Here is a 26960-nt window from a genome sequence, read left to right as displayed (position 1 = left end):
CTTGACCCTCACACCGTGTCAGGCGGTCAACTCTAAGACGTCATGTTCACTATCGGAGACTTCGCCCGGCACGGCCGCGTCTCGGTCCGCATGCTGCGGCACTACGACGCGACCGGACTGCTGCGCCCGGCCCATGTCGACCCCGCCACCGGTTACCGCTACTACGCCGCCGCCCAGCTGGCGCGCCTCAACCGCGTCATCGCGCTCAAGGATCTCGGCTTCACTCTCCAGCAGGTCCAGGAGATCCTCGACGAGAAGGTCACCACTGAGCAGCTGGGCGCCATGCTGCGGCTGCGGCGGGCCGATCTGGAGGCGGCGATGGCGGCCGCGGCGGCTCGGCTGATGCGGGTCGAGGCGAGGCTCCGAGCGATCGAAAGCGAGGGGCACATGCCCGAGAACGACGTCGTCGTCAAAAGCGTTCCCGCCGTGCGGGTGGCGGAGCTGTCCGCGATCGCCGCGAGTTTCGAGCCCGAGGACATCGGTCCCGTCATCGGACCGCTCTACGACGAGCTTCTCCCCCGGCTGGAGGCGGCGGGCATCGCGTGCACCGGACCCGGGGTGGCCTATTACGAGGACGTCCCCGACGGCGACGGCAAGGTCGTCGTCCACGCCGCCGTCGAGGTTTCCGTCCCGCCGCGGGACGGCGACGTCCGGGTCCTCGACCTGCCGCCGCTGGACCATGCCGCGACCATCGTGCACCGCGGTTCCATGGAGACCATCGATCCGGCGGCCCAGGCACTGGCCCGCTGGATCGACGCCAACGGCTACCAGTCGACCGGCTATCCGCGCGAGGTCAACCTGGAGTGCCCGGAAAACCGCGACGACTGGGTGACGGAGCTCCAGGTGCCGGTGATCCGGTCCTGATCAGCGGCCAGTCCACTGTGGACTGCGACCGGCGGCCCATGCGGCGTAGAACTCCTTGTGGTCCTTGGCAGTCATCAACAGGGCCTGGGTGATGGCTTCCAGTTCGATCGAGCTGCCGAGGTCGCTGTCGAGCTCGCGGGTCAGCAGCACCTTCGTGGTGGAGTACGCCAGCGCCGGGCCGTCCGCGAGCCGCCGGGCCAGCGCGGCGGCCTCGCCGGCCAGTTCGGCGTCCGGCACCACCCGGTTCGCCAGCCCGATCGCTTCGGCGCGCGCGGCGGGGAGTTTGTCGCCCAGCATCAGCAGTTCCGTCGCGCGGCCGAGGCCGACCAGCCGCGGCAGCAGATACGCCGAACCCATGTCCGCGCCCGCCAAACCGACCTTCGTGAACAGGAAGGCGAACTTCGCGGATTCGGCCAGCAGCCGGAAATCGCTCGCCAGCGCGAGCACCGAACCGGCTCCGGCCGCGACGCCGTTGATCGCCGCGATGATCGGGATCGGCGTTTCGCGCATGGCTTTCACCACCGCGCCGGTCATCCGGGTGAATTCGAGCAGTTCCGCGGTGTCCATTTTCTGCAGCTCGCCGATGATTTCCTCGACGTCGCCGCCCGAACAGAACCCGCGGCCCTTCCCGGTGAGCACGAGCACTCGCACGTCGCCGCGGTGCGGCAATTCGGCGACGAGGTCGCGCAGGTCGGCGTAGATGTCGAAGGTGAGCGCGTTGAGCTTTTCCGGACGGTCGAAGGTCACCGTCGCGACCCCGTCGTCCACCGTGAACTCGAAATGCTCCCACGATTTCGTGAGCGGGACACTGGCGCGGAACGGGCTCATTTCTGGATTCCTCCACCGTCGAGTACGAGAGTCTGTCCGTTGATCGCGGCCGCCTCCGGGGCGGCGAAAAACTCCACGGCATACGCGATTTCGCCGGGTTCGAGCAGCCGGCCGAGCGGGGAGGCGGCGGCGAGCGCGGCCTCCGCGTCGGCTTCGTCGCGGCCAGTGCGTTCGCGGATCCGGGCGACCGAGGTCGCGGTCATGTCGGTGCGCACGAACGACGGGCACACCGCGTTCGACGTGATGCCAGTGCCAGCCACCTCCGCCGCCACTGCCCGCATCAAACCGACCGCCGCGTGCTTAGACGCGGTGTAGCCCGACGTGTAGCGCGCACCAGCCAGACCCGCAGTCGACGCGACCGTGACGATCCGTCCGAAGTCGCGCTCGCGCATCCCCGGCAGCACCGCGCGGGTGCACAGGAACGCACCGGTCGCGTTGACCTCGAACTGGCCGCGCCAATCGTCGAGGCCCGTCTTCGCCAGCGGCGCGCTCGACGACACTCCAGCGTTGTTGACCAGCACGTCGACTGGTCCGAGCTGGGCGAAGTACTCGCGGACGGCGGCCTCGTCGGTCACATCGCATTCGGCGCGGCCGGGGGAGTGCACCGTCGCGCCGGCGCCGCGGAACCGCTCGGCGACGGCCGCGCCGATGCCGCGCGTCCCGCCGGTGACCACGACGACTCGGTCCGAAAAACTGCTCACTCCCGAAAGCTACACTGCAGCGGGCTGAGGTGTATAGAGTTGCCTCGTGCCCGACACCGAACCCGCCCGCACGCCCCAGGAGCTCGTGATGACGCTGCTGGGCAGCTACGTGCGCCCGCGCGAGAGCAAGCGCGTGTGGTCCGGCGGGCTCGTCGCGCTGCTGCACGAGCTGGGGTTCTCCGACGGCGCGGCCCGGATCGCGCTGACCCGGCTGGTGCGCCGCGGCCTGCTGTCCCGGCACCGCGAGGGGAGGCTCGTGCACTACTCGCTGACCTCGCGCACGGTCGCCCTGCTGGACGACGGCGACCGGCGGATCTTCGGCCTCGGCCGCCGCGACGAGCCGGCCGGGACCTGGACCGTGCTGTGGCAGAACATCCCGGAAACGCGGCGCAAATCCCGCGAACGGCTGGTGCGGCGGCTGCGCTTTCTCGGTTTCGGCCCGGTCCAGGACGGCACCTGGCTCGCCCCGCACGACCGTGAGGCCGAGGTGCTCGCGGTGCTGACCGAACTCGAAGTCGCCGAGCACGCCGGCCTGATGCTCGGCACCCCGTCCGCCGCGCTGGACGTGCGCCGGCTCGCCGGACGGGCCTGGGATCTCGACGGACTGTCCGCCCGCTACGCCGCGTTCGTCGCCGAATTCGGCGATTGCCCGGGCGACCTCAGCGACGCGCAGGCGTTCGCCGTGCGCACCCGCCTGGTGCACACCTATCGCGAATTTCCTTCGCTGGACCCGGAATTGCCGTCCGAACTGATCCCGGCGCCGGAAACCCGGGACGCCGCGGTCAAGCTGTTCCACGACCTGTATTCGGCGCTCGCGCCACCCGCTCAGCGCCACTTCGACCGAACCCTGTCCACGAGATGAGGAACCCGATGACCGGAACCGACGACACCCAAGCCGCGCTCAGTTACACGTCCTACCTGGCGCTCGACGAGGTGCTGACCGCGCAGCGCCCCCGCTCGGACGAACACGACGAACTGCTGTTCATCGTGATCCACCAGGTCTACGAACTGTGGTTCAAGCAGATCCTGCACGAGGCCGAGTTCCTGCAGGAAAGCCTGGAAGCGGGCAAGACCGCGCATTCGATCCGCACGCTGCGCCGCATCCTGACCGTGCTGAAGGTGGTGGTCGCGCAGATCGACGTGCTGGAGACGATGACGCCCAGCCAGTTCACCAGCTTCCGCGCCCGCCTCGACGCGTCGAGCGGCTTCCAGTCCGGCCAGTTCCGCGAGCTGGAGGCGGTGCTCGGCCGCCGCGACGAGCGCGTGTTCGCCCACTATCCGGACGGCGGCGAGCAGCGCACCCGGATCGCCGACGCGATGCGCCGCCCGTCGGTGTTCGACTCGTTCCTGACGTATCTGTCCGGAAAGGGCTACCCGGTCGCCACCGATCGCGACGTGACCCGTCCGATCGAGGCGTCGCCGGAGCTGCAGGAAGTGCTGCTGAAGGTGTACCAGGACGACGGCGGCCCGTCGGTGCTCGCGGAGGCGCTGGTCGACCTCGACGAGGGCCTGCAGGAATGGCGCTACCGGCACGTGAAGATGGTCGAACGCACGATCGGCGACAAGACCGGCACCGGCGGTTCGTCCGGCGCGACCTACCTGCGCACCACGCTGTTCAACCCGATGTTCCCGGACCTCTGGGCTGTCCGGAGCCGGTTGTGACCACAGTGGAATCCTTGCGCGCCAAGGAAAACGCGCTCGCCCCGCACTACTCGCGGTTCCGCGTCGCCGACCGGCTGCTGCTGTCGGCGCATTCGCACCAGGCCTGGCCGGACGTCGCCGAAGAGGGCCTGCGCGAAGCGTTCGCCGACGCCGCGGAGGAGGTGGACGAAAAGTGGGGCCGGGCGTTCGCGAAGGCCGACGAGCTGCGAAACGGGTTCCGGCAGTGGCTGTCCGATCCGCACGGCGACTACGCGCTCGGCCAGAACACGCACGAACTCGTGCTGCGCTTTCTGTCCGCGATCGAACTCCGGAAGCGGCCGCGATTGGTGACCACGGACGGAGAATTCCACACTCTGCGCCGCCAGCTCACCCGGTTGGCCGAGGAAGGCGTCGAGGTCGTCCGTGTGCCTGCCGCACCCGTGGCCACTTTGGCCGAACGGCTCGCCGAGCAGGTCGACGACCGCACCGCCGCGGTGCTCACCTCGGCGGTGCTGTTCGAGACGTCCTGGATCGTGCCGGGTCTCGCGCATCTGGCGGAAACCTGCCGGAGCCGCTCGGTCGAGCTGGTCGTCGACGCCTACCACGCGGTCGGCGCGGTCCCGTTCCCGCTGCACGACCTCGGCCTCACCAACGCGTGGGTCCTCGGCGGCGGTTACAAATACCTCCAGCTCGGCGAGGGCAACTGCTTCCTGCGACTGCCCGCGCACGCCCAGGAACTGCGCCCGGTGATTACCGGCTGGTACGCGGAATTCGGCGCCCTCGCCGACGAACGCCGACCGGACGAAGTCGCGTACGCACCCGGCGGTGACCGGTTCGCCGGAGCCACCTACGACCCGTCGAGCCACTACCGCGGCGTGCGGGTCCAGCGATTCTTCGCCGAAGAGGGACTCACCGCCGAGTTCCTGCGCGAGGTGTCTCAGCACCAGGTCGGCCTGCTCGCCCGCTGCTTCGACGCTCTCGGTCTCCCCGACGACGTCGTCACCCGCGACCGGGACACCCCGCTCGAAGACATCGGCGGCTTCCTCTCGCTGCGCAGTCCCGTCGCCGGACAGCTGTGCGAACGCCTGGCCGCGCGCGGCGTGCGGACCGACAGCCGGGGCCATTACCTCAGGTTCGGTCCTGCGCCGTACCTGTCGGATGAACAGCTCGAGACCGCCATTTCCACACTTCGGGAAGCTGTCGCGGATCTGGGGTGAAGCTCCCGGGATGCGGGTGGTGGCCCGAAGAACGGCGAAGTAGGTTGACGGTGTGCACCGGTGAACGGGCAACCCCCGTCCCCTGGTGCGCACCGTTCACACATTTGCGCGGCCACAAGCCGCGTGGGAGACAAAGGAGTCACCACCGTGACCGAAGGCGTGTTCGGCCGGCACAGCGGCCATGAACAAGTCGTGTTCTGCCACGACGAGGCCAGCGGGCTGAAAGCCATCATCGGCATCTACTCCACCGCTTTGGGCCCGTCCCTCGGCGGTACCAGGTTTTACCCCTACGCCACCGAAGACGCCGCGCTGGACGACGTTCTCGCGCTCTCCAAGGGAATGGCGTACAAGAATGCACTCGCCGGCCTCGATCTCGGCGGCGGCAAGGCCGTCATCATCGGCGACCCGAACACGCTGAAGTCCGAAGCGCTGCTGCGCGCTTTCGGCCGTTTCGTGGATTCACTCGGCGGCCGCTACATCACTGCGTGCGACATGGGCACCTACGTGCGCGACATGGACGTGGTCGCCCGCGAAACCCGGCACGTCACCGGCCGCTCGCCAGAGGACGGCGGTGCTGGCGACTCCTCGGTGCTCACTGCTTTCGGCGTGTACCAGGGGATGCGCGCTTCGGCGGACCAGGCCTGGGGCGTCCCCGAGCTGACCGGCCGCCGCGTCGGCGTGGCCGGGGTCGGCAAGGTCGGACACATTCTCGTCGGCCACCTGGTCGAAGCCGGCGCGCACGTGGTGATCACCGATGTCGCGCCCAGCGCGGTCGAACGCACTCGCGCGGCATACCCAGGCGTCGAGGTGGTGTCCGATGTGGACACCATGATCGGCGCCGAGCTGGACGTCTTCGCCCCGTGCGCGATGGGCGGCGTGCTCACCGACGAGACCGTGGCCGCCTTGCAAGCCCGGATCGTCTGCGGCGCGGCGAACAACCAGCTCGCCCACCCCGGCGTCGACAAGCTGCTCGACGACCGCGGCATCCTCTTCGCCCCGGACTACCTGGTGAACGCGGGCGGCGTAATCCAGGTGGACGACGAACGGCACGGCTTCGACTTCGCCCGCGCCCAGCGCAAAACGGCGGCCATCTTCGACACCACGAAGGCGGTGTACGACCTGGCGAAGGCCGACGGCGTGCCGCCCGCCGCCGCTGCCGACCGCCTGGCCGAACGCCGGATGGCGGATGTCGGCCGCCTGCGTTCGATCCTCACGGTGTAGCTCTGCGAAAGCTGTGAGGGGAACCCTGGGGAATCAGATTCCCCCAGGGTTCCCCTCACGACCTCGGCACGTAGTGAGGGCTCCCCTCGCGGAGGCCTTAAAGCCCCGCTGCCACTCAGCCGCAACCGCGGCGCTCAACCGGCGGCCAGCGCACCAACCCCCGCCCCCACCGCTATCCGCCGCCGACGCACCCAACCGATCCAGGCACCCACACCTGGCCCTGCACCCCGATACGAAGCCAAAAACACGGGCTGAGGGTGCTTGTCAAGGCATCTTTCCCGCCTTGACAAGCACCCTCAGCCCGTAGTCACCATCAGCTTCGGGGTGCCCCCACGCAACGCTGGTCGCAAAGCACCCCCGCGGCAATCAGCCGCTCTTCCGCCGAAAAGTCCGCTTGTTCGCCGCGGGCCCGTGCGCATGCTGCCCCTGCTGCCCGGCGTTCTCGTGCGCAGCCCCTTCCCGGGACTTCGCCTGCTTCCGCTCCAGCGCCTCGCGGAACTTCCGCTTGACGTCGCCCTCCCCGTCGCTGGGTGCCGGTTGCGCTTCACTCATGGCTGACCTCCGAAGGTGACGACGTGATACCCCGTCAGCCTGGCACCCTTCACGCACCTTGGCGAGCCATTTCAGAGTGATGCCACCCGGCGGTGGCCTGCTTCGACAGCCTTCCGCGGCTCCGGCACGACAGCCTCCGCGAAGACCGGGCGAACCCGCTGAACCGTGCGCCATCCGGCGCCGAGGACAAACCCGAACCCCGCCGCACCAGCCAAAATCACCGCGACCCAGCCGGTCGTGGCGGTGAAAACCAGGTCGCCGGCCCGGCCGTAGGCGAATCCGGAAAGCACCGCCCAGGCCACCCCCACCAGCCCGGCCACCGCGAGCGGCGTCGTGATCACTGCCACTGCGCCGACCGCGAGCGCCACCGCCGCCACGGCATAACTGGGATGCGCGGTGGCCCCGACAAGGTCCGCCGCGATCACGGCCGTCACCACCGCCACACAACCGAGCGGAAAACCGAACCCGCCAGCCAGTCGTCCTTCAGTACGCATGCCCCATGGCACCCCGCGCGGGCGCGTAGGCGAGGGTGCGCGTACAGGACCTGTACGCCCAGGCCCTGGTTATTGACGGCTTCTTGACCTCCGTCAGGCGCGAGCGGTCGCGCGGACGATCGCGGCCACGATCTCCGGCCACAGCGGTTCCGGCAGGTCGTGACCCATGCCCGGAACGATGACCAGCTCCGCCTCCGGAATCGCCGCCGCGGTGGCTTTCCCGCCGCTGACGTCGATCATCACGTCGGAGTCTCCGTGCAGCACGACGGTCGGCACCTGGACGTCGTGCAGTCGTTCTGTACGGTCGCCCGACGCCACGACAGCGGCCGCCTGCCGCTGCATTCCGACGGGGTGCCGGCCCCGGTCGTAGTTCCGGGTTGCCTTGCGCCGCAGGTATTCCTCGGTGGACGGATAGCCCGGCGACCCCGTCACGCGGTAGTTCGCGACGCTCAGTTCGATCTGCTCCCCGCGCGTTTCCGGCACCGGTTTGGTGAGCGTCGCCAGCGCGGCGGGCGAGACCTGGCCGACCGACGGGTCACCGGTCGTCGACATGATCGACGTCAGGCTCAGCACCCGGTCCGGATGGTCGAGCACGAGCTGCTGCGCGACCATCCCGCCCATCGAAGCGCCGACGACGTGCGCCTTCGCGAAACCGAGCGCGTCGAACAGCCCGACGGTGTCGTCCGCGAGGTCCGACAGCAGATACGGAGCCGGCGCCGTGCCCGCGACGATCCCGGCGAGGTCCGGCGCGCCCAGCTCGTCGAACCAGGTGGACAGGCCCGCGTCGCGGTTGTCGAAGCGCACCACGTGGAAGCCCCGGCTCGCGAGCAGTTCGCAGAAGCCCTCCTCCCAGGTGATCATCTGGGCGCCGAGCCCCATCACCAGCACGATCGGCGGGGCGGCCGGATCGCCGAACGTGTCGTACTCGAGTTCGAGGCCGTTGGCCTGTGCGCGTGGCATGCCCCGATCATGCCGCAGCGCGGAACCGCGTGTGGCCGAGCCGGCGGGTCGCCGGTTACGGTGCACGGCATGCCGACTCCGCGTGCCGGACAGCGCGCCCGGTCCCGTTCGGCCGCCGGGCTGCCCGCGGTCACCGCGAAAAAAGTGATCGACGCGGCGGTGAAGCTGACCGTCGAGCGCGGTTTGGAAAACTGGACGCTGCGGCAGCTGGCCGCCGCGATCGGCGCGTACCCGGCGGTGGTCTACCACCACGTCGGGGACCGGGACGCGGTCGTGTGCGCGGTGCTCGACCGGGTCGTCGGCCAGCTTCGGCTGCCGGACGACGACCTGGACTGGCAGGAGTGGTTCGTCGAACTGCTGACCGGCCTGCGCGAGCTGCTGCGCAAGCACCCGGGCACGGCGCGCCGGATGGCCTCGTTCGGCCCGTCGGTGGGCGCGACCACGCCCACGCTGGACCGCGGCGTGCGGATCCTGCTGGACGCGGGCTTCGGCGAAGAGAGCTCGCTCGCCTACACGATCCTCACCACCACCGCGTGCCAGTACGTCGCGCTCGAGGACGACCGCGACTGCAGCCTCGCGCTGCGCTTGGACAACACCGAGGAGTACGCCTCCTACCGCGACCGCGAGGACCTGCCCGGCATGGCCGCGTTCGGGCGCTCGATGCACGGGCTGCTCAGCGACCCCGAAGCGGCGGCCGGTTACCATCCGCGACTGTTCGACTTCGCGATCCGCCGGTGCCTCGACGGGCTCACCTGCAGATTGGCCCAGCTGAACGGGTGAAATTCGCGAAATTGCTCCGTCAGGGCGTTCGGACTGGGCCGTCCGCGTGGTCATGGTGAAAAGTCGGGCCGCCCCTGCGCCGACCGACACCGATTCGACGCCTTCCCGGCGTAGCGTGGACAGCTACCGGGGGCCTTGCCTCCGGAAGGGGCCCCCGGCACTTTCCTCCCCCCTCGTGGTGCCGGGGGTTCTCCTTCCGGTGCCTCAGTGCTGGGGCGGATGCTGGATCGCGGGGAACACCTGGCCCACGACGGTCACGAGCGACATCGTGAGCAGCGTGTGGACCTGGTGCCGGTCGAGCGAGCGGTGCACGAGCCACTCGCGGCCCGCCGCCTTGACCATGCCGGCGAACGCGCGCACGGCGGCGTTCAGTTCCTCGCCGTGCGCGCTGTCGCGGGACAGCCCGACCGCCTCCAGCACGCGGTCGGCCGACGCTCGGTCGGCCTCGGCGACGATCCGGTCCACCTCCGGGTCGCGGCCGATGCCCTCCGGCGCGATCGCGGCGAGCCACAGTTTCTCCTGCCCGCGCACCATGTCGAGCAGCCAGTCGATGGCGGCGTCCGCGCGCACTTCCAGCGGTCCGTCCGGCAGAATCTGCACCGCAATCCGTGGCACGGTAAGCGCACGCCGAACTATTTCGAGGTACAACTCCCTTTTCGTTCCGAAATAATGATTGATCAGTCCGCGGGCCACGCCTGCCTCGGCCGCGATGTCCGAAGTGGACACTTCCGAATACGGTCGTTCGCCGAACAGTCTCGCCGCACAGGCGTAGATCTGCTCTTTGCGTTCGTCCGGTTCGAGTCGCCGCCACTTCGGCGCCGGATCGGTGCTCATGGCATGAGTTTGGCATGATCGGTTCAGTAAGGCGGATTAACCGGGCGGAATGTCGCAGCGGAAACACGTTCGGCTGCTACCGCGCGGTACGGCTTGACGGCCCCGCTCAGTCCGGAAGCTCGATCGGCGCGAGGTCCGCGAACCGGTCTCCCGGACCGGGATTCGCCGGATCGCTCGCGCCGCCGAAGTGCCGCTGCACGCCCCACACCGCGTTGAGCGCGGTCTGCACCGCGCCCTCGGCCCAGCCCGCGGTCCACGAGATGTCGTCGCCCGCAAGGAATAAACCGCGATAGCGCTCGGGCAGTGAATCCTGCACGAAGTGCGTGAAAAGCCGGTGCTGGTACCGGTAATGCCCGGGCAGGTTCGCCTTGAACGCGCCCATGAAATGCGGTTCGGCTTCCCACGACACGGTCACCGGGTCGCCCACGATGTGCCGCCGCACGTCGACGCCGGGGTAGATCTCGCGCAGCGACTGCAACATCACCTCGACGCGGTCGGACACGGAAAGCGGCAGCCACTTCAGCGAATCGTCGGCCCACGTGTAGGACAGGCAGATCACCGCGGGCCGGTTCGGGTCGTCGCCGAGAAGATAGGTGCCGCGCGGCATCCGGTCGGTGAGCGTCATGCTCATCGTGTCGCGGCCGGTGACCGGGTCCGGGTCGAGCCAGAACGGTCGGTCGACGGGCACGAACACCTTGGAGGAAGCCATATAGTGCGTGCGCTCGATGGCGGTCCAGTGGTCGATCGGGAACAGCGCCTCGTCGCATTCGATCTTCGAGAGCAGCATCCAGCTCTGCGCGGTGAACACCGCCGCGCCGAACGTGCGGATGTGGCCGGACGCGTCGGTGACGGTGATGTTGTTCGGCGCGGTGCGGTGCAGCCGCGTGACACCGGGTCGAGGCTGGCCGTTTTCGTGCAGGGAAGCCAGATTCGTGCCGGAAGGCCAGTGCGCGAGCTGGTCCGGGACGTGCTCCCACAGCCGTCGCGGGAGCTGCTCGCTGCCGCCGACGATGCTGCGGTGCTCGTCGTCCGCGCCGGTGTACACCACCCGGAGGATTTCGAGAATCGAGTTCGGGAAGTCGGTGTCCCAGCCGCCGGTGCCGAATCCGACTTGCCCGAAGATCTCTCGATGCCGGAATGAGGAAAATGCCGGGGAATCGCACAGGAATCCGTAGAACGTCTGGTTGTCGAGCCGGGGCACCAGCTCGTTCCAGATCTTTTTGACCGTCGCGGCGTCGCGATTGCGGATCGCGGTCTGCATCTCGGCGAATGACGCGTGCTCATCGAGCGTGCGCTGCCAGGCCTTCGCCACTTCGCCGTACACATCGGGCAGATCTTCGGGCGTGCGCGCGTAATGGCTGCGGCCCTTAAGATCGACGACCGTGCTCGGCGTCGCGGGCGAAAGCGGGTTCGGGAACGGCGTGGTTTCCAGCCCGGCGGTGTCGAGGTAGTGGAACAGCGACGTCGACGCCGGCGGGAACCGCATCGCGCCCATCTCGGCGACGACGTCGTCGGGCAGGCCGGGGAAATGGTGCGTGCGCAGCCGTCCGCCGATCCCGTCGATCTCGTACACGACCGGCCGCAGCCCGAGCTTCATCAGCTCGTAGGCGGCCACGATGCCGGAGAGGCCGCCGCCGATCACCGCGACCTCGGTGCCGTGCGCCTGCTCCGGCACGGTGCCGAGCCCGGCCGGGTGGGCGAGGTAATCGTCGTAGGCGAACGGGAAATCGGGGCCGAACATCGTGATCGGCCTGCCGGCCGGTTCCTCGGCGTGGATCGCGGCGGGAACTGCGGAGGTCATGCCCGGGGTCCTTCGGTGAGAGAGCGGTACAGCGACGGCCGTCGGTCGGCCAGGTACGGGGTTTCGGCTCGCGCTTGAGCGAGCACGGCGGGGTCGAGATCGGCGAAGAGCAGCTCTTCGTCCGGCCCGGCTTTCGCGACGACTTCATCCGGCGACGCGACTGTCGAGCGTCCGCAGTAGCTCAGCTCGCCTTCGGTGTCACAGCGATTCGCGTACACGACGTACAGCTGGCTTTCGTGCGCACGAACCGGAATGAGCAAATCGGCGATGCGCTCATACGGCCGCATCAGCGCGGTCGGAACGAGCAGCACCTGCGTGCCCGCGAGCGCGTGCGCGCGGACCAGCTCGGGAAACTCGACGTCGTAACAGATCAGCAGACCGACGCGGAGGCCGTTGAAGTCGGCCTGCACCACCGGCTCGTCGCCGGGGGAGAACTGGTCGCGGTCGAGGTCGCCGAAGAGGTGGGTCTTGCGGTAGTTCGCGAGCCGTTCCCCTTGCGCGGACAGCAGTTGCGCCGAGTTGTACACCGCGTCGCCGTCGCGCTCGGGATAGCCGTAGACCAACCCGATCCGGTGCTTGGCAGCCAACGCGCCCAGTTCGGCCGCGTGCGGTCCGTCCGCCGGTTCTGCCAGCTCGGCGACGGCTTCGGCGCCGATGTTGTATCCCGTCGTGCCCATCTCAGAGGTCACGATCAGCTCGGCGCCGCGCTCCGCCGCCGCGGCCATCGCCTCGGGCAGCCGGTCGTACGGTCCTTGGTGGACGGCGATGATCATCGGACCTCCGCGAGCCGCGAGCGGCGGATGCTGTAGCCGAAGTAGATGACGAGGCCGAGCAGCATCCACGCGCCGAACACGATCCAGGTCGCCCCGTCGAGGCTGAACATCATGTAGGCACAGCACGCCACGCCGAGGATCGGCGTGACCGGCGAAAACGGCACCCGGAAAGTGCGCTCGGCTTCGGGACGGCGCTTGCGCAGGATCAGCACGGCGATGTTGACCAGCCCGAACGCGAACAGCGTCCCGATGCTCGTGGCGTCGGCGAGCTTGCCGAGCGGGATGAAGGCGGCGAGCACCGCGACGAACCCGGACACCACGAGCGTGTTGGTGCGCGGCACGCCGGTTTTCGGATGCACAGTGGACAGCGACTTCGGCACGAGCCCGTCGCGGGACATGGCGAACAGGATCCGGGTCTGTCCGTAAAGGACAGTCAGCACGACGCTGGAGATCGCCACGATCGCGCCGATCGCGAGCAGGATCGCCCAGAGCGGGTTGCTCGAGATCGTGGTCAGCACGTGCGACAGCGCGGCCTGCTTGTCGCCGAACTCCTGCCAGGGCAGCGCGCCGATCGCGGCGAACGCGACCAGGCAGTAGAGCACGGTCACGATGGCCAGCGACAGCAGAATCGCGCGCGGCAGGTCCCGCTGCGGGTTGCGCGCCTCCTCGCCGGCGGTGGAGGCGGCGTCGAACCCGATGTAGGAGAAGAACAATTTCGCCCCGCCCGCGCTCATTCCGGCCAGCCCGAGCGGAAGGAACGGCGTGAAGTTCTGCGCCCGGACGGCGGTGAACGCGATGGCGCAGAACAGAATCAGCGTGCCGATCTTCACCACGACCATGATCGCGTTGGCCCGCGCGCTCTCCTTCGCGCCGGACAGCAGCAGCACCATCGCCAGCAGCACCACGACAATCGCCGGAATGTTGACGAGCCCGCCGTCGCCCGGCGGCCCGCTGAGCGCCTCCGGCAACGTCACGCCGAACGCCAGATGCAGCAGTTCGTTGACGTATTGCCCCCACCCGACCGCGACGGACGCGACGGAGACGCCGTACTCCAGCACCAAACACCAGCCGCACACCCAGGCGATCAGTTCGCCGAGAGTCGCATACGCGTAGGAGTAAGAGGAGCCCGACAGCGGAATCATGCCCGCCAGTTCGGCGTAGGAAAGCGCGGAGAACAACGCGGTGATCCCCGCGAGCACGAACGAGACCACGACTGCAGGCCCGGCCACCGGGACCGCCTCGCCGAGCACCACGAAAATCCCGCTGCCGAGGGTGGCTCCGATGCTGAGCATGGTCAGCTGACTGAGCCCGAGCGACCGCTTCAGCGGACCGTGATCCGCCTCGGCCACCAGATCGGTGACCGGTTTGCGGCGCAGCATCGCCGCGGCGATCCTCCCGCGCGCAGGACTGGAGGAGGTGGTGCTCACCGGGCGGCTCCTAGTGATTCATTGTGACGCCACTGTCGACTTCGAGCCACGGTATCGATCGAAAACTGCCCCGAAAACCGAGATCTGTTGCGGATTGAGGGTGGCGGTGGGTGATTCATTGCGCTCTCGGGGTCGGTTTCTGCGGGGCGGTGCGGCCTGGGGAGGTTCGGGCTTCCGGGCCGGGAATGACTGTAAGTGATCGGGGGAGCGGGTTCGCGGCGGCGGGTTTGGGTGCGGGGATCGGGTGGCTTCGGTTATCGGGCGTGCGGCCGGTTGGGCGGAGGGCGGTGGGGCGTTGGGTGAGGGTGCTCTGGGTTGCGTTGCGGGGTTGGGAGGTCGGGGCGGCCGGGCGTCGCGAGGTTGGGAGGTCGAGGCGGCGGAGTGTTGCTGGGTGGTGCTGGTCGTCGGGCGCGCGGACTGATTGGGCTGAGCGACTTGGGGCACTGGGCTAGGGCACCGCGGGTTCCTGACGTGGGTGCATCGGCTCCGTCAGCGGGGCGGGTTGCGGCAGGCCGGTGGGCGAAGGGGCTGCGCGATCACTCCCGGCGGCGTCGGGCGCGGGCGGAATTCCGCTCGTCGCACGAGCAGCGAGGCGCTGGCAGGGCCAGATCAGGAAGCGGGAGCTTCGGGAAGCAGCAAGGTGAACGTCGGCGGATCGGGCCGCGAAAGGCGTAGGCGGCCGCCTTCGGCTTCGGCCAGGCTTCGGGCCAGGCGGAGGCCTATGCCGTGGCCGCCGGGGGTGTGGTCGGCGAACGGGTCGCGTTCGCCGAGGTCCGGGCCTTCGTCGACGACGTCTACCGCCAGGGCGCCGCCGGCGTCGCGGGCTCGGACGGTGATCGTGCCTTCGCCGTGGTTCAGCGCGTTGTCCAGCAGCACCGCGAGCACTTGCCGGACCGCGGGGGCCGATGCGCGGACTGGCGGCGGGTCGGTGATTTCCAGGCGCAGCTCGCGGTGGTCGGGCAGCGGGCCTTCGGTCAGCTCGGCCAGGAGGGCGGTGAGGTCCAGTTCGTCGCGAGGGGTACGGCGTTCCCGGGACAGCGCGAGCAGGTCTTCGACGGTGCGTTCCAACCGGTCGGCCGCGGTGATTCCGGCGCGGATGGCGGCATAGGGGTCGCGGCCAGGGGTTTCCAGGGCGGATTCCAGCTGCAGGCGGAGCCCGGCGAGCGGGGTGCGCAGTTGGTGGGACGCTTCGGCGGAGAAGGCTCGCTCTCGTTCCAGGGTTTCGCCGATGCGGGTCGCGGTGACGTCCAGAGCCGCGCCGACGCGGTCGATTTCCGGGATCGCCGAGCGCCGGGACCGTGCGGAGAAGTCGCCTTCGCCCAGGCGTGCGGCGGCGCAGGCCAGGTCTTCCAGCGGGCGGGTCAGCCGCGCGGCGATCCGGCGGGCGACCATCCAGCTCGCGAGCACCGCGCCGATCGCGCACCCGGCCATCACCAGCCAGGTGGCGCCGACGTCGCGGGTCAGCGCGGACCGGGGGAGCGCGGCGCGCACGATGCCGGTGAGGCGGGCGCCGGTCAGCACCGGCACGGCCAGCACATCCTCGTCGCCGACCTTTTGGTTCAGCATGTCGCTGCGGCTCGCGGCGACCCCGCGCACGACGTCGTCCGCGGTGGGCGGGCCGTCTCCGGCGAGGAGTTTGCCCGCCGGGTCGTAGACCCCGACCTCGGCGCCGTCCTCGTTGTCCGGGACCTGGAAGGGCTCGGCAGCGGCGAGCGCGTCGGACACCGCGACGGCCGTGCCGTCGGCGGCCCGCTCCAGCGCGGACGTGGTGTGCGTGCGGAAGTACCACAGCGCCCCGACGGCGAGCGGCAGCCCGAACAGGCTCGTGGCCAGGACCGCCGCGAGGACGGTGAGCGTCACGATCCGGCGGCGCACTCCGTTCAGTCCCCTTCCAACCGGTATCCGTGCCCGCGCAAGGTCGCGATCCTCGGCACCTCGTACGGCGACTCGGCGGCCGAGGCCAGCTTCCGGCGCAGCGCGGCGATGTGCACGTCGAGCGTCTTGGTGGAGCCGTGCCAGTGCGAATCCCACACGTCGGACATCAGCGTCTCGCGGCTGACCGCCTGCCCCGGCTGGACGGCCAGCCGCGCGAGCAGGTCGAACTCCCGCGCCCGCAGCGCGACCTCCCGGCCGTTCAGGCTGACCCGCCTGCTCGCGATGTCGACCTCCAGCGCGCCGATCCGCACGACCGGCGTCGACGGCGCGGCGGGCGCGCCGCGGCGGAGGTGCGCGCGCACCCTGGCGAGCAGTTCGGCCAGCCGGATGGGCTTGGTGAGGTAGTCGTCGGCCCCGGCCTCCAGCCCGACCACGACGTCCATCTCGTCCGCCCGCGCGGTGAGGATCACCAGCACCGCGCCCGGCATGGCCGAGCGCAGCCGCCGGCACACCTCGACGCCGTCGACGTCCGGGAGGCCCAGGTCCAGCAGCACGAGATCGGCCGAGGTCTCGCGCAGCGCGCTCCGGCCGTCCCGGCACCATTGCACTGTGTGGCCGTGCCCGCGCAGCGCGGAGTCGAGGACGCTGCCGATCGCCGCGTCGTCCTCCACCACCAGTACCTTCGCCATGCGGGAAGCCTAACCGGCCCCTCCCTGCCGTGTCCGCGCGTCCACAGTGGACCCTCAGCGGGACGCGGCCGAGGTCGGGCATAGTGGCTGCATGCTCGGTCTGTACCCGGAACTCGATCCGTACGACCACGGGATGCTGCCGGTCGGAGACGGCAATACGCTGTATTGGGAGGAATGCGGCAATCCCGAGGGCAAACCGGTCGCGTTCCTGCACGGCGGCCCCGGGGGCGGCGCGTCGGCGCGGCACCGGCGGCTGTTCGACCCGGAGCGCTACCGGATCGTGCTGTTCGACCAGCGCGGCTGCGGCCGGAGCACGCCGCACTGCAGCGAGCCGGACGTCGACCTCTCGGTGAACACGACCTGGCATCTGGTGTCCGACATGGAGCAGCTGCGCGAGGACCGCGGCATCGACCGGTGGCAGCTGTTCGGCGGCTCGTGGGGGAGCGTGCTCGCGCTCGCCTACGCCGAGACGCATCCGGAGCGGGTGACCGAACTGGTCCTGCGCGGCGTCGCGACACTGCGGCTGAAGGAAGTGCAGTGGCTCTTCGGCGGGGGCGCGGCATGCCTGTTCCCCGAGGCTTGGTCGCGGTTTCTCGCACCGGTGCCGTACGCGCGCCGCGGCGGCGACCTGCTGGAGGTCTACCACGAACTGCTGAATCACCCGGATCCGAACGTGCACGGGCCCGCCGCGCTCGCCTGGAGCCGGTGGGAGGGCGAGACCGTCAAGTTCACGCCGCAGGAAGAAGTGGTGGCCGCGTTCGCCGAGCCGGAGTTCGCGCTCGCGATCGCGCGGATCGAGAACCACTACTTCCGCCACGGCGGCTGGCTCGCCCCTGACCAGCTGATCCGCGGCGCCGGGAAGCTCTCGGGCATCCCGTGTGTTCTGGTGCAGGGCAGGTACGACGTGGTCACTCCCGCCACCACCGCCTGGGAACTCGCGCAGGTGCTGCCGGGCGCCGAGCTGAAGATGATCGGCGACGCCGGGCACGCCTTCGACGAACCGGGCACGCTGCACGAGCTGATCAGCGCGACCGACCGGTTCGCGGCAGGGTGGGAGGGCAGGTCCGGGCTGTCGAGCGCGGAAGTCGAACGAAAGGAAATCCGCATGCTGTTCGGTGACGAGCACGTTCGCCGCTACGAGGAGACCGACGGGGAGGTCGGGCACGACTGGCAGGAGGGCGTGCCGACGCTGGTGCTCACCACGAAGGGCCGCAAGACGGGACAGGACCGCAAGTTCGCCCTCATCTACCAGGAGGACGACGGCAACCCGGTGATCGTCGCCTCGAAGGGCGGCGCGGAGAACCACCCCGGCTGGTACCTGAACCTTCAGGAGAACCCCGAGGTCCGCGTGCAGGTGCGGGCGGACAAGTTCACCGCGCGCGCCCGGACCGCGACCGGCGAGGAACGCGCCCGGCTGTGGGACAAGCTCGCCGCGGTGTGGCCCGCCTACAACGACTACCAGAAGAAGACCGACCGCGAGATCCCCGTGGTGGTGCTCGAGCGGGTGTGATTCCCGCCGCGTCCCGGGTCCGCGCGGCGCCGAACCGGAGCGTCTTCCGCTACGAATGACGCTCATGGCGCTGCGCACCCGGACCCGGGACAACTGGACCCCTCTCGAAGGGGAGCTGCTCGGCTTCCGCGGCATGCAGAAGTACGGCAGGAGGTTCGCGAAGTCCGGGCGGGGAGCCTGGTACCACTTCGCGATCGAGGTCGTCTGGCAGCTGCTCGCCCTCACGAGCCGGTTCCGCGTGCGCGGCGCGCGGAACATCCCGGCCTCGGGCGGGGTCGTGGTGGCCTCCAACCACCTGTCGAACGCCGACCCGACGACGCTCACCGCGTTCTGCCTAGGCTCCGGCCGGGTGCCTCGGTACCTGGCCAAGGCGAGCCTGTGGAACGCGCCGGTGATCAAGTCGGTGATGCGTTCGGGCAAGCACATCCCGGTCCACCGGGGCGCGCCGACCGCGGCGGGCGCGTACCGCGACGCCGTCGCGGCGGTGCGGGCGGGCGAATGCGTGGCGATCTTCCCGGAGGCCGGGCTGTCGGCCGATCCGGACGGCTGGCCTGCCAAGGGCAAGACCGGCGCGGCGCGGATCGCGCTGGAGACCGGCGTGCCGGTGATCCCGGTCGCGAACTGGGGCACGCACGAACTGCTGCCCGCCGGCTCGCGGTTCCCGCGCGTCCTGCCGCGGCGGAAGATCGAGTTCGTCGCCGGGCCGCCGGTCGATCTCGCCGACCTGCGCGGGCGCGAGCTGACCAGGGACGTGCTGGAGGAGGCGACGGCGCGGATCATGGCCGCGGTGACGGATCTGCTGATCGGCATCCGGGGCGTGCGCCCGCCGGTCTGACAACCGGATCCGGCGGTCCGGCCCGGTGCGCCGGGGAACGCGGCGGCGACCATTGTGGACAATTCAGCCGCGCCCGATGCCGCGTCGCGGACCAGGTGACGTCCGGTTCCGGCGAGCATCGCCAGGATCCGCCGTCCGGGAATGCGCCGGAGCGGGCGGCCGCCGGTCCGAAAGCGGGCGCCGTCACGCCGCCCCGCGCGGGCGCGGCGGGTAGTTTCAACGGTATGAGCGCAGACTATGACGTGGTGGTCCTCGGGGCCGGAGTCGGTGGGTACGTCGCGGCGATCCGGGCTTCGCAGCTGGGCCTGAGCGTGGCGGTCGTGGAAGAGAAGTACTGGGGCGGGGTGTGCCTCAACGTCGGCTGCATCCCTTCGAAGGCGCTGCTGCGCAACGCCGAGCTGGCGCACACGGTGAAGGAGGAGGCCAAGACCTACGGCATCTCCTCCGACGGGGAGATCCGGTTCGACTACACCGCGGCGTACGAGCGCAGCCGCAAGGTGGCGGACGGGCGCGTCAAGGGCGTGCACTTCCTGATGAAGAAGAACAAGATCACCGAGTACGACGGGCGAGGCACCTTCGTCGACGCCAACACCCTCGAGGTGAACGGCGAGCGGATCACCTTCACCTACGGCATCATCGCGACCGGCGCGACGGCTCGGCTGCTGCCGGGCACGCAGCGCAGCGAGCGCGTGGTCACCTACGAAAAGCAGATCCTCGAAAGCGAACTGCCGGGCAGCATCGTGATCGCGGGCGCCGGCGCGATCGGCGTGGAGTTCGCCTACGTGCTGCGCAACTACGGCGTGGACGTGACCATCGTCGAGTTCCTCGACCGGATGGTGCCGCTCGAGGACGCCGAGGTCTCGGCCGAGCTGGCGAAGCGCTACCGCAAGCTGGGGATCAAGGTGCTGCTGGGCACCAAGGTCGAGGCGATCGACGACTCGGGATCCCAGGTGCTGGTGACCGTGTCGAAGAACGGCGAGCAGCAGGTGCTCGAGGCGGACAAGGTGTTGCAGGCCATCGGGTTCCGGCCGAACGTCGAGGGCTACGGGCTGGAGAACACCGGCGTCGAGGTCACCGAGCGCGGCGCGATCGCGATCGACGGCCGCGGCCGGACGAACGTGCCGCACCTGTTCGCGATCGGCGACGTGACGGCGAAGCTGATGCTGGCGCACGCGTCGGAGTCGATGGGCATCGTGGCGGCGGAGACGATCGCCGGCGCGGAGACCATGGAACTGGACTTCGTGATGATCCCGCGCGCGACCTACTGCCAGCCGCAGATCGCGAGCTTCGGCTGGACCGAGGAACAGGCGCGCGAGAAGGGCTTTGACGTCCAGGTGTCGAAATTCCCGTTCACGGCCAACGGCAAGGCGCACGGCCTCGGCGACGCGGCGGGCTTCGTGAAGGTGCTGAGCGACGCGAAATACGGCGAACTGCTCGGCGCGCACCTCATCGGCCCGGACGTGACGGAGCTGCTGCCGGAGCTGACGCTGGCGCAGCAGTGGGACCTTACGGTGCACGAGGTTTCGCGCAACGTGCATGCCCACCCGACACTGGGCGAGGCGGTCAAGGAAGCGGTGCACGGTCTGGCCGGACATATGATCAACTTCTGATTCTTCGACGGTCGCCCTGGTCCGCGGTGGTTTCGCGGGCCGGGGCGCTGTCGTTTTCGGGCTCGGACAAGGAAAACACCAACTCCGGACGGGACCACGAGATCTTCGGCGGCTTCGGCGGCACAGTCCCGACCTGCCGGGCGCCCATGCGTTCGTAGAACTTCACCGCGGGCGGATGCGACACCACGCGCACTTCGGGCAGCCCGTTTTCCCTTGCCACGTCAAGGATTTGCCGCACCAGCCGGGCGCCCAACCCCGTGCCCTGCGCGTCGTCGGCGACGAACAGCAGATCCAGTTCGGCATCGGTGAGCGCGGCGAACCCGAGCGGTCCGGACGGTCCGCGTGCGACCAGAATCTGGTGCTGACGAAGGTAATCCGCGGTGACGGCGTATCCCTCCAGGATCGAGGCGTACTGGCCTTGGTAGGCCGATGACGAGTGCATGAGGTCGGTGAGCGCGGCGGCGTCGGCAGCGGTCGCGCGGTCGATCTTGAACATGCCAGCCACGGTAACCGGCACCACCGACAAAAACTGATCACCCGGCTCGCCGGGCGGGCAACGCGGCCGCGCTGAGGAGGCAGAGCGCGGCGCCAATCTCCAGCGAGAAGCGCACACCGAGCACTCCGGCAGCGATCCCGCCCAGGGTGATGAAAATCGGTTTGGCGGTACGGGTTCCGGTCGACCAAGCGGTGAGGGTTCGCGTCAGAACAGTGTCGTCGATCAGCGACAGCCGGTACGCCGAGTAGGTCGGGTTGAAGATGCCCGCCACCAGCAACAGCCCGAAGTTCGCGGCGATCAGTAAGGCGACTCCGGCAGGCCCGGGAATTGCGAGCGGCAGCGCGAGCAACCACGGCGTACGCGCGAAACTGGTCCACAGCAACACTTTCGGCGCACCGTATCGAGAACTGAGCGCCGGTGCGAGACGAGCGCCGAGGAGTCCGCCGAGGCAGGGGACGCCGAGCACGAGCCCGTATTCCCATGGCGCGAAGCCGAGATCCCGCAGCATCAGCACGGTTTGCAGCGGCGTGACCCAAAGGACCGCGCCGCTGAACAACACCGAGTTGAAGAACAACGGCCGTAGTTCAGGACTGCGCAGCAGGTAACGCCATCCGTCTGTGAACCCTCGGCGCGCAGGTCCTGAAGCAACCGCAGGCGGCGGCTCCGGCGCATGCAAGCGACGGATTCCGAGAGCGGACAACAGGAACGAGAAAGCGTCGATGAGCATCGTCGCGGTAGCGCCCAGCGCGCTGATCAAGACGCCGCCCAACGGCGGTCCGGCTGACCAGCAGATCCAATCGGTGCTCTCGAAGCGGCTCAACGCGACTGCCCGCTCGTCCGGCGCGACAAGGGCTTTGAGATGCGCGCCGCTGGCCGCGGAGAAGATGACGGCCGCGGTGGCCACGACGATGTCGACGGCATAGAGCTGCGGCATGGTCAGCACGTGCAGCGCAGCCGCCAACGGCACGCTCGCCAATGCGGCGCAGCGGACCAGGTCTCCGGTGATCATCGCGGGACGTTTCCGGGCGAACTCGACGCGCGGCCCGAGCGGGAAAGCGAGAACGGCGCTGGAGGCGGCCGAGATGGCGGTGATCAGGGAGACCTGCCACGCGGGAGCGTCGAGCACGAGCACCGCGACGAGCCCGAGCGCGCCCGCTCCGACCGTGCTGCCCGCCGTGCTGATCGCGTACGCAGCCCACAGCCGCGCGAAATCCCTCCCCAGGTTCGCCACCTGAGCAGAGTGCCAGCTCCGGTTCCGCGCCGGAAAGGGCCCGTTGAAGTCTCACCAGGTGGGCCATCCGGGCAGATACCACTTTGGTCGGTGGTCTTACTCGCGGTCGCTCTTTAGATTCACGTGACCACAGTCGGTGGCCGGGGGCGAGAACAGGAGTTGTCATGAGAAGAACGAGCCGGGTGGCCGCGTATTCGGTGCCGCTGGCGGTCGGGGTCGTGCTCGCCGGGAGCGGGATCGCCGTCGCGCAGCCGTCTGCCGCGGACGTGGCGAACGCGCGCTCCGGAGCCGGGATCAGCGCGCTGCAGGGGATCAAGAAGACCCTCAGCCCGGCCGAGCGGAAACAGTCCAGCCAGCTCGTCGTGGAGAAGCGCCTGCGCGCCGACCGCGGTCTCGCCGCGCTGCTTCCGGATTACCGCACCGGCCTGCCGGTCAGCCAGACTGGCACGGTTTCGGTGGACATCGCCGGCACTGCGGGCGCCGCGATCGCGAAGGCTGTGCGCGCCGCGGGCGGCACCGTTCAGTCCACCTCGTCCGATGGCTCGATTCGCGCCCAGCTGCCGCTGAACGCGGTGGACCGGATCGCGGCGCGCGGCGACGTCCGCCAGGTCCAGCCCGCGACGCAGGCGATGACCTGGAACGAGCCCGACGCGCAGCGCCGGCAGCTGGCCAAGAAGGCCGTCGCCGCCGTGCAGGTGTCCGAAGGGGACAAAGCCCACGGCGCGGACACCGCCCGCACGGATTACGGCGTGAACGGCACCGGCGTGAAGGTCTGCGTGCTTTCCGACGGCGTCAACTCGCTGAAGAAGTCGCAGGACGCCGGAGAACTTCCCGCGGTCGACGTGCTGCCCGGCCAGGCAGGCAGCGGCGACGAAGGCACCGCGATGCTGGAGATCGTGCACGACCTCGCCCCGGGCGCGACGCTCGGTTTCGCCACCGCCTTCACCAGCGAGTCGAGCTTCGCGGACAACATCCGCGCGCTGCGCAACACCGGCAAGTGCACGGTGATCGTCGACGACGTCGCGTACTTCGACGAGTCGCCGTTCCAGGACACGCAGGTCGCGCAGGCGGTCAACGACGTGACCGCGGCCGGCGCGCTCTACTTCTCCTCCGCGGGCAACTCCGGCAACCTCACCGACGGCAGCAGCGGCTACTACGAGGGCGACTTCCGCTCGTCCGGCACCACGCTGCCGGGCGTCACCGGCACCCCGCACGACTTCGACCCCGGCTCCGGCGTGCAGACCACCGACCCGTTGTCGCCGGGCTCGCTCGGCAGGCCGGTGACGCTGTTCTGGTCGGACCCGTGGGGACACTCGGCCAACGACTACGACCTGTTCCTGCTCAACGCTTCCGGCAGCGTCGTCGCCTCCAGCGCCAACGCGCAGGACGGTTCGCAGAACCCGTACGAGAGCCTGACCGTGCCGACGTCCGGCTCCGGCTACCGCCTCGCGGTGGTCAAGTACAGCGGCCAGGACCGGTTCTTCGCGGTCAACGTGGTCCGCGGCCGGTTCGTCGACTCCGGTTCGCTCAAGGGCTTCAGCACCGCGGGCGTCACCTCGGGCCATTCGGCGGCAGCCGCGGCGTTCTCGGTGGCCGCGGCCCCGGCGGCGACCGCGTTCGGGCGGCCGCTGGAGACCGGCGACCCGGCGAACCCGGCCGGCCCGTACCCGGGCCCGTTCACCTCGGCCAGCAAGTGGGAGCGCTTCACCTCGGACGGCCAGCGGCACCTCTTCTACAACGCCGACGGCACTGAGCTGACCCCGGGCAACGTGTCCTCGACCGGCGGCGCGACCCGCGCGAAGCCGGACATCACCGCGGCCGACGGCGTGGCCACCTCGGTGACCGGCTTCCAGCCGTTCTTCGGGACCTCGGCGGCGGCCCCGCACGCGGCGGCGATCGCGGCGCTGCTGCTGTCCGGCAAGCCGTCCGCGACCCCGGCGGACGTCCGCACGGCGCTGGTGTCGAGCGCGATCGACCTCGGCGCGCCCGGGTTCGACGCGGTGACCGGCAACGGCGTGATCATGGCCGGTCCGGCGCTGGCCGCGCTGGGCGTGCCGAAGAAGTAGCGGCATCGGGAAGGGCGGGTTCCCCGACTGGGGAGCCCGCCCTTTTCAGCGCCCGGCGACCAGCAGGTGGAACGCGCGCGGCCCGTCGCCGAGGCGGTCGTGGCGGCGGAGTTCCAGCCCGGCGTCCGCGAGTGCGTTTTCGATCTCTTCCGGCGGGCGCAGCCGGAAGCCGTGGCCGGTGAACGGCATTTCGCGCATCATTTCGGGATCTCCGACGCCGACGACGAACCGGCCGCCGTCCGCGAGCACCCGCGCGACCTCCGCGAACGCGGGCGCCAGATCGGGAATGAAGTAGACCGTGTTGACGGTCAGCGCCGCGTCGATCGTCCCGTCTTCCAGCGGAAGCTCGGCCATTCCGGCTTGGTGCAGCACCAGCCGTCCGGCGGCGAGGTTCTTCGGGAACGTCCGTCGCGCGCGGGCCAGCGCTGTCTCGGAGATTTCCGCGCCGTGCACGGTGCCGCCCTCGGTGGCGCGCAGCAGCAGGTCGAGGCCCAGCCCGCCGCCGAAACCGAGGTCCAGCGCGGTTTCGCCGCGCCGGATCTCCAGCGCGTCGACCGCTCCGGTGACCGGGCCGCGGTTGACGTTGTTGAGCAGCCGGACAACAGCCTGCCCGGCCCGGCCCCGCGGATGGCCCAGCTGTTTGGCGAGGCCGGCGAGCAGAGTGTCACGTGGTCCCATGAACCCAGTGTGCCGCGATATGGCAACGTGCGGGCGAACGGACTTTCGAGGAGGCCAGGTGCTGGAGAAGACTGTGTCGGAGAAGACCGCTGTGGTCACTGGGGCAGGTTCCGGGCTGGGCCGCCGGATCGCCGAAGCGCTGCTCGGCGCCGGGTACCGGGTCGCGCTCGCCGGACGTCGCGAGGACGCCTTGCGCGAGACGGCCGGTTCGGACGCGAAGGCGCTGGTCGTTCCCACGGACGTCGCCGATCCCGCGTCGGTGGAGGCACTTTTCTCGGCGGTGCGCAGCGAGTGGGGCCGGCTGGACCTGCTGGTGAACAACGCCGGAGTGTCGCTCGGCGGCACCGTCGCGGATCTGTCCGTCGAGGACTGGCGGCGCACTGTCGACACGAACCTCACCGGGATGTTCCTCTGCGCGCAGCAGGCCGTGCGGCTGATGCGCGACCAGGACCCCCGCGGCGGCCGGATCATCAACAACGGCTCGATCTCCGCGCACGTCCCGCGCCCGGCGAGCGTTGCCTACACCGCAACCAAGCACGCGATCACCGGCCTCACCCGGTCGATCTCGCTCGACGGCCGCGCCTGGAATGTCGCGTGCGGACAGATCGACATCGGCAACGCGGCCACCGAAATGACCGAGCGGATGGCCGCGGGCACCCCGCAGGCCGACGGACGGCTGCTGGCCGAGCCGACCTTCGACGCGGGCCACGTCGCCGACGCAGTGCTCTACATGGCGGGATTGCCGCTGGACGCCAACGTCCAGTTCCTCACCATCACCGCCACCACGATGCCGTTCATCGGCCGGGGATGACGCCGTCGCGGCGGAACTCGTCGAACAGCCGGTAGAACATCCGCTCAGTGTCCACATAGGAATGAAAACCGGCGCGGCGTGACTTTGACGTGTCCGCGAACATGTCGTAGTCCCACGAGAACACGAAGTCGCCGAAGGCCCACGAAGACACGTCGGCGTACGAAGCAGTGAGGCCGTGCTTCGCGGCCATCTCCGTCCACAGTGGTTCCTTGTCGGCCATCACCGTGGTCAGTGGCAGCTGTAGCGGCGGAGCGACTTCGAGGTCGAAGTACGCGGCCAGCTTCGGCCACAGCTCTCGCCAGCGGAAGAGGTCACCGTTGGCGATGTTGAACGCTTCGTTGCGGCTCGACGTCGCCGCCCACACCGTGCCTTCGGCGAGCAACTGTGCGTCAGTCATCTCCAGCAGGCTGTCGTACGCGCCGGGCTTGCCGGGAAACCGCAGCGGCAGGCCGAGTTCCTTCGAGATCGAGGCGTAGACCGCGATGACGAGCGCGAGGTTCATCGGGTTGCCCAGAGTCGTTCCGCCGACTACGGACGGCCGGATCGCCGACCACGACCAGCCGCTGGCCGCGGCCCGGCGTTCCAGGAACTTTTGCTGGTCCACGTTGAACTCCGGCGGCATGTGCTGTCCGGCGTCGGCTTCGCGGGCGGGAGTCTTGAACGGGCCGAGATGTGCGCCGTAGACCTTGTAGCCCTGCATCAGGCTGACGTGCTCCAGCGGGCCTTCGTCGAGGCCGTTCACCAGGTTCTCCAGCATCGCGACGTTCGGCGGCACGAGTTCCGCCCACGTCGGCCGGTCCTGGTAGGCCGCGTAGAACAGGTGCGTCGCGCCGACGCCGGCCAGCGCCGCCCGGGTGCCCGCCGGGTCGAGCAGGTCGACGGCGAGGCCGCCCGGCCCGCCGCGACGGGAGAGCCCGAGCACCTCCCAGCCGTCGAGAGTTCGCAGGTGAGAGACGAGTTTCCGGCCGATGATCCCGTTGGCCCCGGCCACGAGGGCCACGCGTGTGCTGCTCATGTCTTCGATCCTGTCCTCGCCCAGCTGATAAATCCAAGGCTTACTTCTCAC

General features: G+C 69.7%; 26 protein-coding genes and 1 pseudogene. 12 read left to right on the top strand and 15 right to left on the bottom strand.

Annotation, left to right across the window (positions count from 1 at the left end):
* The first annotated feature begins 42 nt into the window (after positions 1–42).
* Positions 43–864: a MerR family transcriptional regulator gene (locus ACZ7OI_RS35260; protein WP_470268410.1), complete on the top strand. Its 822-nt coding sequence runs from the start codon at positions 43–45 to the stop codon at positions 862–864.
* Here the strand turns inward: ACZ7OI_RS35260 and ACZ7OI_RS35255 are convergent, their stop codons facing one another.
* Positions 865–1692 (bottom strand): enoyl-CoA hydratase family protein, encoded by an 828-nt coding sequence (locus ACZ7OI_RS35255; protein WP_134662503.1) that lies wholly within the window; start codon positions 1690–1692, stop codon positions 865–867. It lies immediately after the preceding gene.
* Positions 1689–2393: an SDR family NAD(P)-dependent oxidoreductase gene (locus ACZ7OI_RS35250; protein ID WP_470268409.1), complete on the bottom strand. Its 705-nt coding sequence runs from the start codon at positions 2391–2393 to the stop codon at positions 1689–1691. The genes ACZ7OI_RS35255 and ACZ7OI_RS35250 overlap by 4 nt, the downstream gene beginning before the upstream one ends.
* 88 nt (positions 2394–2481) lie before the next feature.
* On the opposite strand from ACZ7OI_RS35250, the gene ACZ7OI_RS35245 reads away from it, so the two are divergent.
* The 4 genes from ACZ7OI_RS35245 (at position 2482) to ACZ7OI_RS35230 (ending at position 6472) form a co-directional block, all read left to right on the top strand.
* Positions 2482–3255 carry a PaaX family transcriptional regulator gene (locus ACZ7OI_RS35245; RefSeq protein WP_470268664.1) on the top strand — a complete coding sequence of 258 codons (774 nt, stop codon included), beginning with the start codon at positions 2482–2484 and terminating at the stop codon, positions 3253–3255.
* Between the two features lie 8 nt (positions 3256–3263).
* On the top strand, positions 3264–4055 hold the full coding sequence (locus tag ACZ7OI_RS35240; RefSeq protein WP_470268408.1) for a tryptophan 2,3-dioxygenase: 792 nt from the start codon (positions 3264–3266) through the stop codon (positions 4053–4055).
* Positions 4052–5251, top strand: coding sequence for a kynureninase (locus tag ACZ7OI_RS35235; RefSeq protein ID WP_470268407.1), 1200 nt, complete (start codon positions 4052–4054; stop codon positions 5249–5251). The genes ACZ7OI_RS35240 and ACZ7OI_RS35235 overlap by 4 nt, the downstream gene beginning before the upstream one ends.
* A 147-nt stretch (positions 5252–5398) precedes the next feature.
* The gene (locus ACZ7OI_RS35230; RefSeq protein WP_470268406.1) at positions 5399–6472 is read left to right on the top strand and encodes a Glu/Leu/Phe/Val dehydrogenase dimerization domain-containing protein; all 1074 of its coding nucleotides are present in this window, start codon (positions 5399–5401) and stop codon (positions 6470–6472) included.
* A gap of 366 nt (positions 6473–6838) precedes the next feature.
* Here the strand turns inward: ACZ7OI_RS35230 and ACZ7OI_RS35225 are convergent, their stop codons facing one another.
* From ACZ7OI_RS35225 to ACZ7OI_RS35215, 3 genes are all read right to left on the bottom strand, one after another.
* The gene (locus ACZ7OI_RS35225) at positions 6839–7024 is read right to left on the bottom strand and encodes a DUF5302 domain-containing protein (protein ID WP_344287092.1); all 186 of its coding nucleotides are present in this window, start codon (positions 7022–7024) and stop codon (positions 6839–6841) included.
* A 71-nt stretch (positions 7025–7095) separates the two neighbouring features.
* Positions 7096–7518, bottom strand: a complete 423-nt coding sequence (locus tag ACZ7OI_RS35220) for a hypothetical protein (RefSeq protein WP_470268405.1) — start codon at positions 7516–7518, stop codon at positions 7096–7098.
* Between the two features lie 93 nt (positions 7519–7611).
* Positions 7612–8478 carry an alpha/beta fold hydrolase gene (locus tag ACZ7OI_RS35215; RefSeq protein WP_470268404.1) on the bottom strand — a complete coding sequence of 289 codons (867 nt, stop codon included), beginning with the start codon at positions 8476–8478 and terminating at the stop codon, positions 7612–7614.
* Positions 8479–8547: 69 nt separating this feature from the next.
* Between ACZ7OI_RS35215 and ACZ7OI_RS35210 the strand changes: the two genes are divergently transcribed.
* Positions 8548–9258: a TetR/AcrR family transcriptional regulator gene (locus tag ACZ7OI_RS35210; RefSeq protein ID WP_470268403.1), complete on the top strand. Its 711-nt coding sequence runs from the start codon at positions 8548–8550 to the stop codon at positions 9256–9258.
* A gap of 204 nt (positions 9259–9462) precedes the next feature.
* On the opposite strand, the gene ACZ7OI_RS35205 is transcribed toward ACZ7OI_RS35210, so the two are convergent.
* The 6 genes from ACZ7OI_RS35205 to ACZ7OI_RS35180 all read right to left on the bottom strand — a co-directional run bounded on the left by ACZ7OI_RS35205 (position 9463) and on the right by ACZ7OI_RS35180 (position 16657).
* Positions 9463–10092, bottom strand: coding sequence for a TetR/AcrR family transcriptional regulator (locus ACZ7OI_RS35205; RefSeq protein WP_067582875.1), 630 nt, complete (start codon positions 10090–10092; stop codon positions 9463–9465).
* Between the two features lie 106 nt (positions 10093–10198).
* Positions 10199–11893, bottom strand: coding sequence for a flavin monoamine oxidase family protein (locus ACZ7OI_RS35200; RefSeq protein WP_470268402.1), 1695 nt, complete (start codon positions 11891–11893; stop codon positions 10199–10201).
* On the bottom strand, positions 11890–12666 hold the full coding sequence (locus ACZ7OI_RS35195; RefSeq protein ID WP_470268401.1) for a carbon-nitrogen hydrolase family protein: 777 nt from the start codon (positions 12664–12666) through the stop codon (positions 11890–11892). The genes ACZ7OI_RS35200 and ACZ7OI_RS35195 overlap by 4 nt, the downstream gene beginning before the upstream one ends.
* The gene (locus tag ACZ7OI_RS35190) at positions 12663–14045 is read right to left on the bottom strand and encodes an amino acid permease (RefSeq protein ID WP_344287478.1); all 1383 of its coding nucleotides are present in this window, start codon (positions 14043–14045) and stop codon (positions 12663–12665) included. Before ACZ7OI_RS35190 ends, ACZ7OI_RS35195 begins: the two co-directional genes overlap by 4 nt.
* Before the next feature lie 657 nt (positions 14046–14702).
* On the bottom strand, positions 14703–15968 hold the full coding sequence (locus ACZ7OI_RS35185) for a sensor histidine kinase (protein ID WP_470268400.1): 1266 nt from the start codon (positions 15966–15968) through the stop codon (positions 14703–14705).
* 5 nt (positions 15969–15973) lie between these two features.
* Positions 15974–16657 carry a response regulator transcription factor gene (locus ACZ7OI_RS35180; protein WP_470268399.1) on the bottom strand — a complete coding sequence of 228 codons (684 nt, stop codon included), beginning with the start codon at positions 16655–16657 and terminating at the stop codon, positions 15974–15976.
* A 91-nt stretch (positions 16658–16748) separates the two neighbouring features.
* On the opposite strand from ACZ7OI_RS35180, the pseudogene pip reads away from it, so the two are divergent.
* The 4 genes and pseudogenes from pip to lpdA form a co-directional block, all read left to right on the top strand.
* Positions 16749–17687: pseudogene (gene pip, locus ACZ7OI_RS35175) on the top strand (prolyl aminopeptidase); the annotation flags it as partial.
* A 75-nt stretch (positions 17688–17762) separates the two neighbouring features.
* On the top strand, positions 17763–18167 hold the full coding sequence (locus ACZ7OI_RS35170; protein ID WP_470268663.1) for a nitroreductase family deazaflavin-dependent oxidoreductase: 405 nt from the start codon (positions 17763–17765) through the stop codon (positions 18165–18167).
* A gap of 55 nt (positions 18168–18222) precedes the next feature.
* A complete protein-coding gene (locus ACZ7OI_RS35165; protein WP_470268398.1) occupies positions 18223–19002 on the top strand; it encodes a lysophospholipid acyltransferase family protein in 780 nt (259 codons plus the stop codon).
* 224 nt (positions 19003–19226) lie between these two features.
* Positions 19227–20612 carry a dihydrolipoyl dehydrogenase gene (gene lpdA / locus ACZ7OI_RS35160; RefSeq protein ID WP_470268397.1) on the top strand — a complete coding sequence of 462 codons (1386 nt, stop codon included), beginning with the start codon at positions 19227–19229 and terminating at the stop codon, positions 20610–20612.
* Here lpdA and ACZ7OI_RS35155 read toward each other — a convergent pair.
* Positions 20602–21108 carry a GNAT family N-acetyltransferase gene (locus ACZ7OI_RS35155; RefSeq protein WP_470268396.1) on the bottom strand — a complete coding sequence of 169 codons (507 nt, stop codon included), beginning with the start codon at positions 21106–21108 and terminating at the stop codon, positions 20602–20604. The two genes, lpdA and ACZ7OI_RS35155, sit on opposite strands and share 11 nt — an antisense overlap.
* Before the next feature lie 37 nt (positions 21109–21145).
* Positions 21146–22339, bottom strand: a complete 1194-nt coding sequence (locus tag ACZ7OI_RS35150) for an MFS transporter (RefSeq protein WP_470268395.1) — start codon at positions 22337–22339, stop codon at positions 21146–21148.
* Between the two features lie 164 nt (positions 22340–22503).
* Here ACZ7OI_RS35150 and ACZ7OI_RS35145 point away from each other — a divergent pair, with 164 nt between their 5' ends.
* Positions 22504–24405 (top strand): S8 family peptidase, encoded by a 1902-nt coding sequence (locus ACZ7OI_RS35145; protein WP_470268394.1) that lies wholly within the window; start codon positions 22504–22506, stop codon positions 24403–24405.
* 45 nt (positions 24406–24450) lie between these two features.
* Here the strand turns inward: ACZ7OI_RS35145 and ACZ7OI_RS35140 are convergent, their stop codons facing one another.
* Positions 24451–25083, bottom strand: a complete 633-nt coding sequence (locus ACZ7OI_RS35140) for a class I SAM-dependent methyltransferase (RefSeq protein WP_470268393.1) — start codon at positions 25081–25083, stop codon at positions 24451–24453.
* Positions 25084–25141: 58 nt separating this feature from the next.
* Between ACZ7OI_RS35140 and ACZ7OI_RS35135 the strand changes: the two genes are divergently transcribed.
* Positions 25142–25894, top strand: a complete 753-nt coding sequence (locus ACZ7OI_RS35135) for an SDR family oxidoreductase (protein WP_470268392.1) — start codon at positions 25142–25144, stop codon at positions 25892–25894.
* On the opposite strand, the gene ACZ7OI_RS35130 is transcribed toward ACZ7OI_RS35135, so the two are convergent.
* Complete coding sequence (locus tag ACZ7OI_RS35130) at positions 25878–26909, bottom strand: SDR family oxidoreductase (protein ID WP_470268391.1); 1032 nt, start codon at positions 26907–26909, stop codon at positions 25878–25880. The genes ACZ7OI_RS35135 and ACZ7OI_RS35130 overlap by 17 nt on opposite strands.
* Between the last annotated feature and the right edge of the window lie 51 nt (positions 26910–26960).

The organism is Amycolatopsis sp. NPDC114503 (assembly GCF_055633655.1).
The sequence above is the reverse complement of the archived record's forward strand: the minus strand, read 5'-3'. Positions and strand labels throughout refer to the sequence as shown.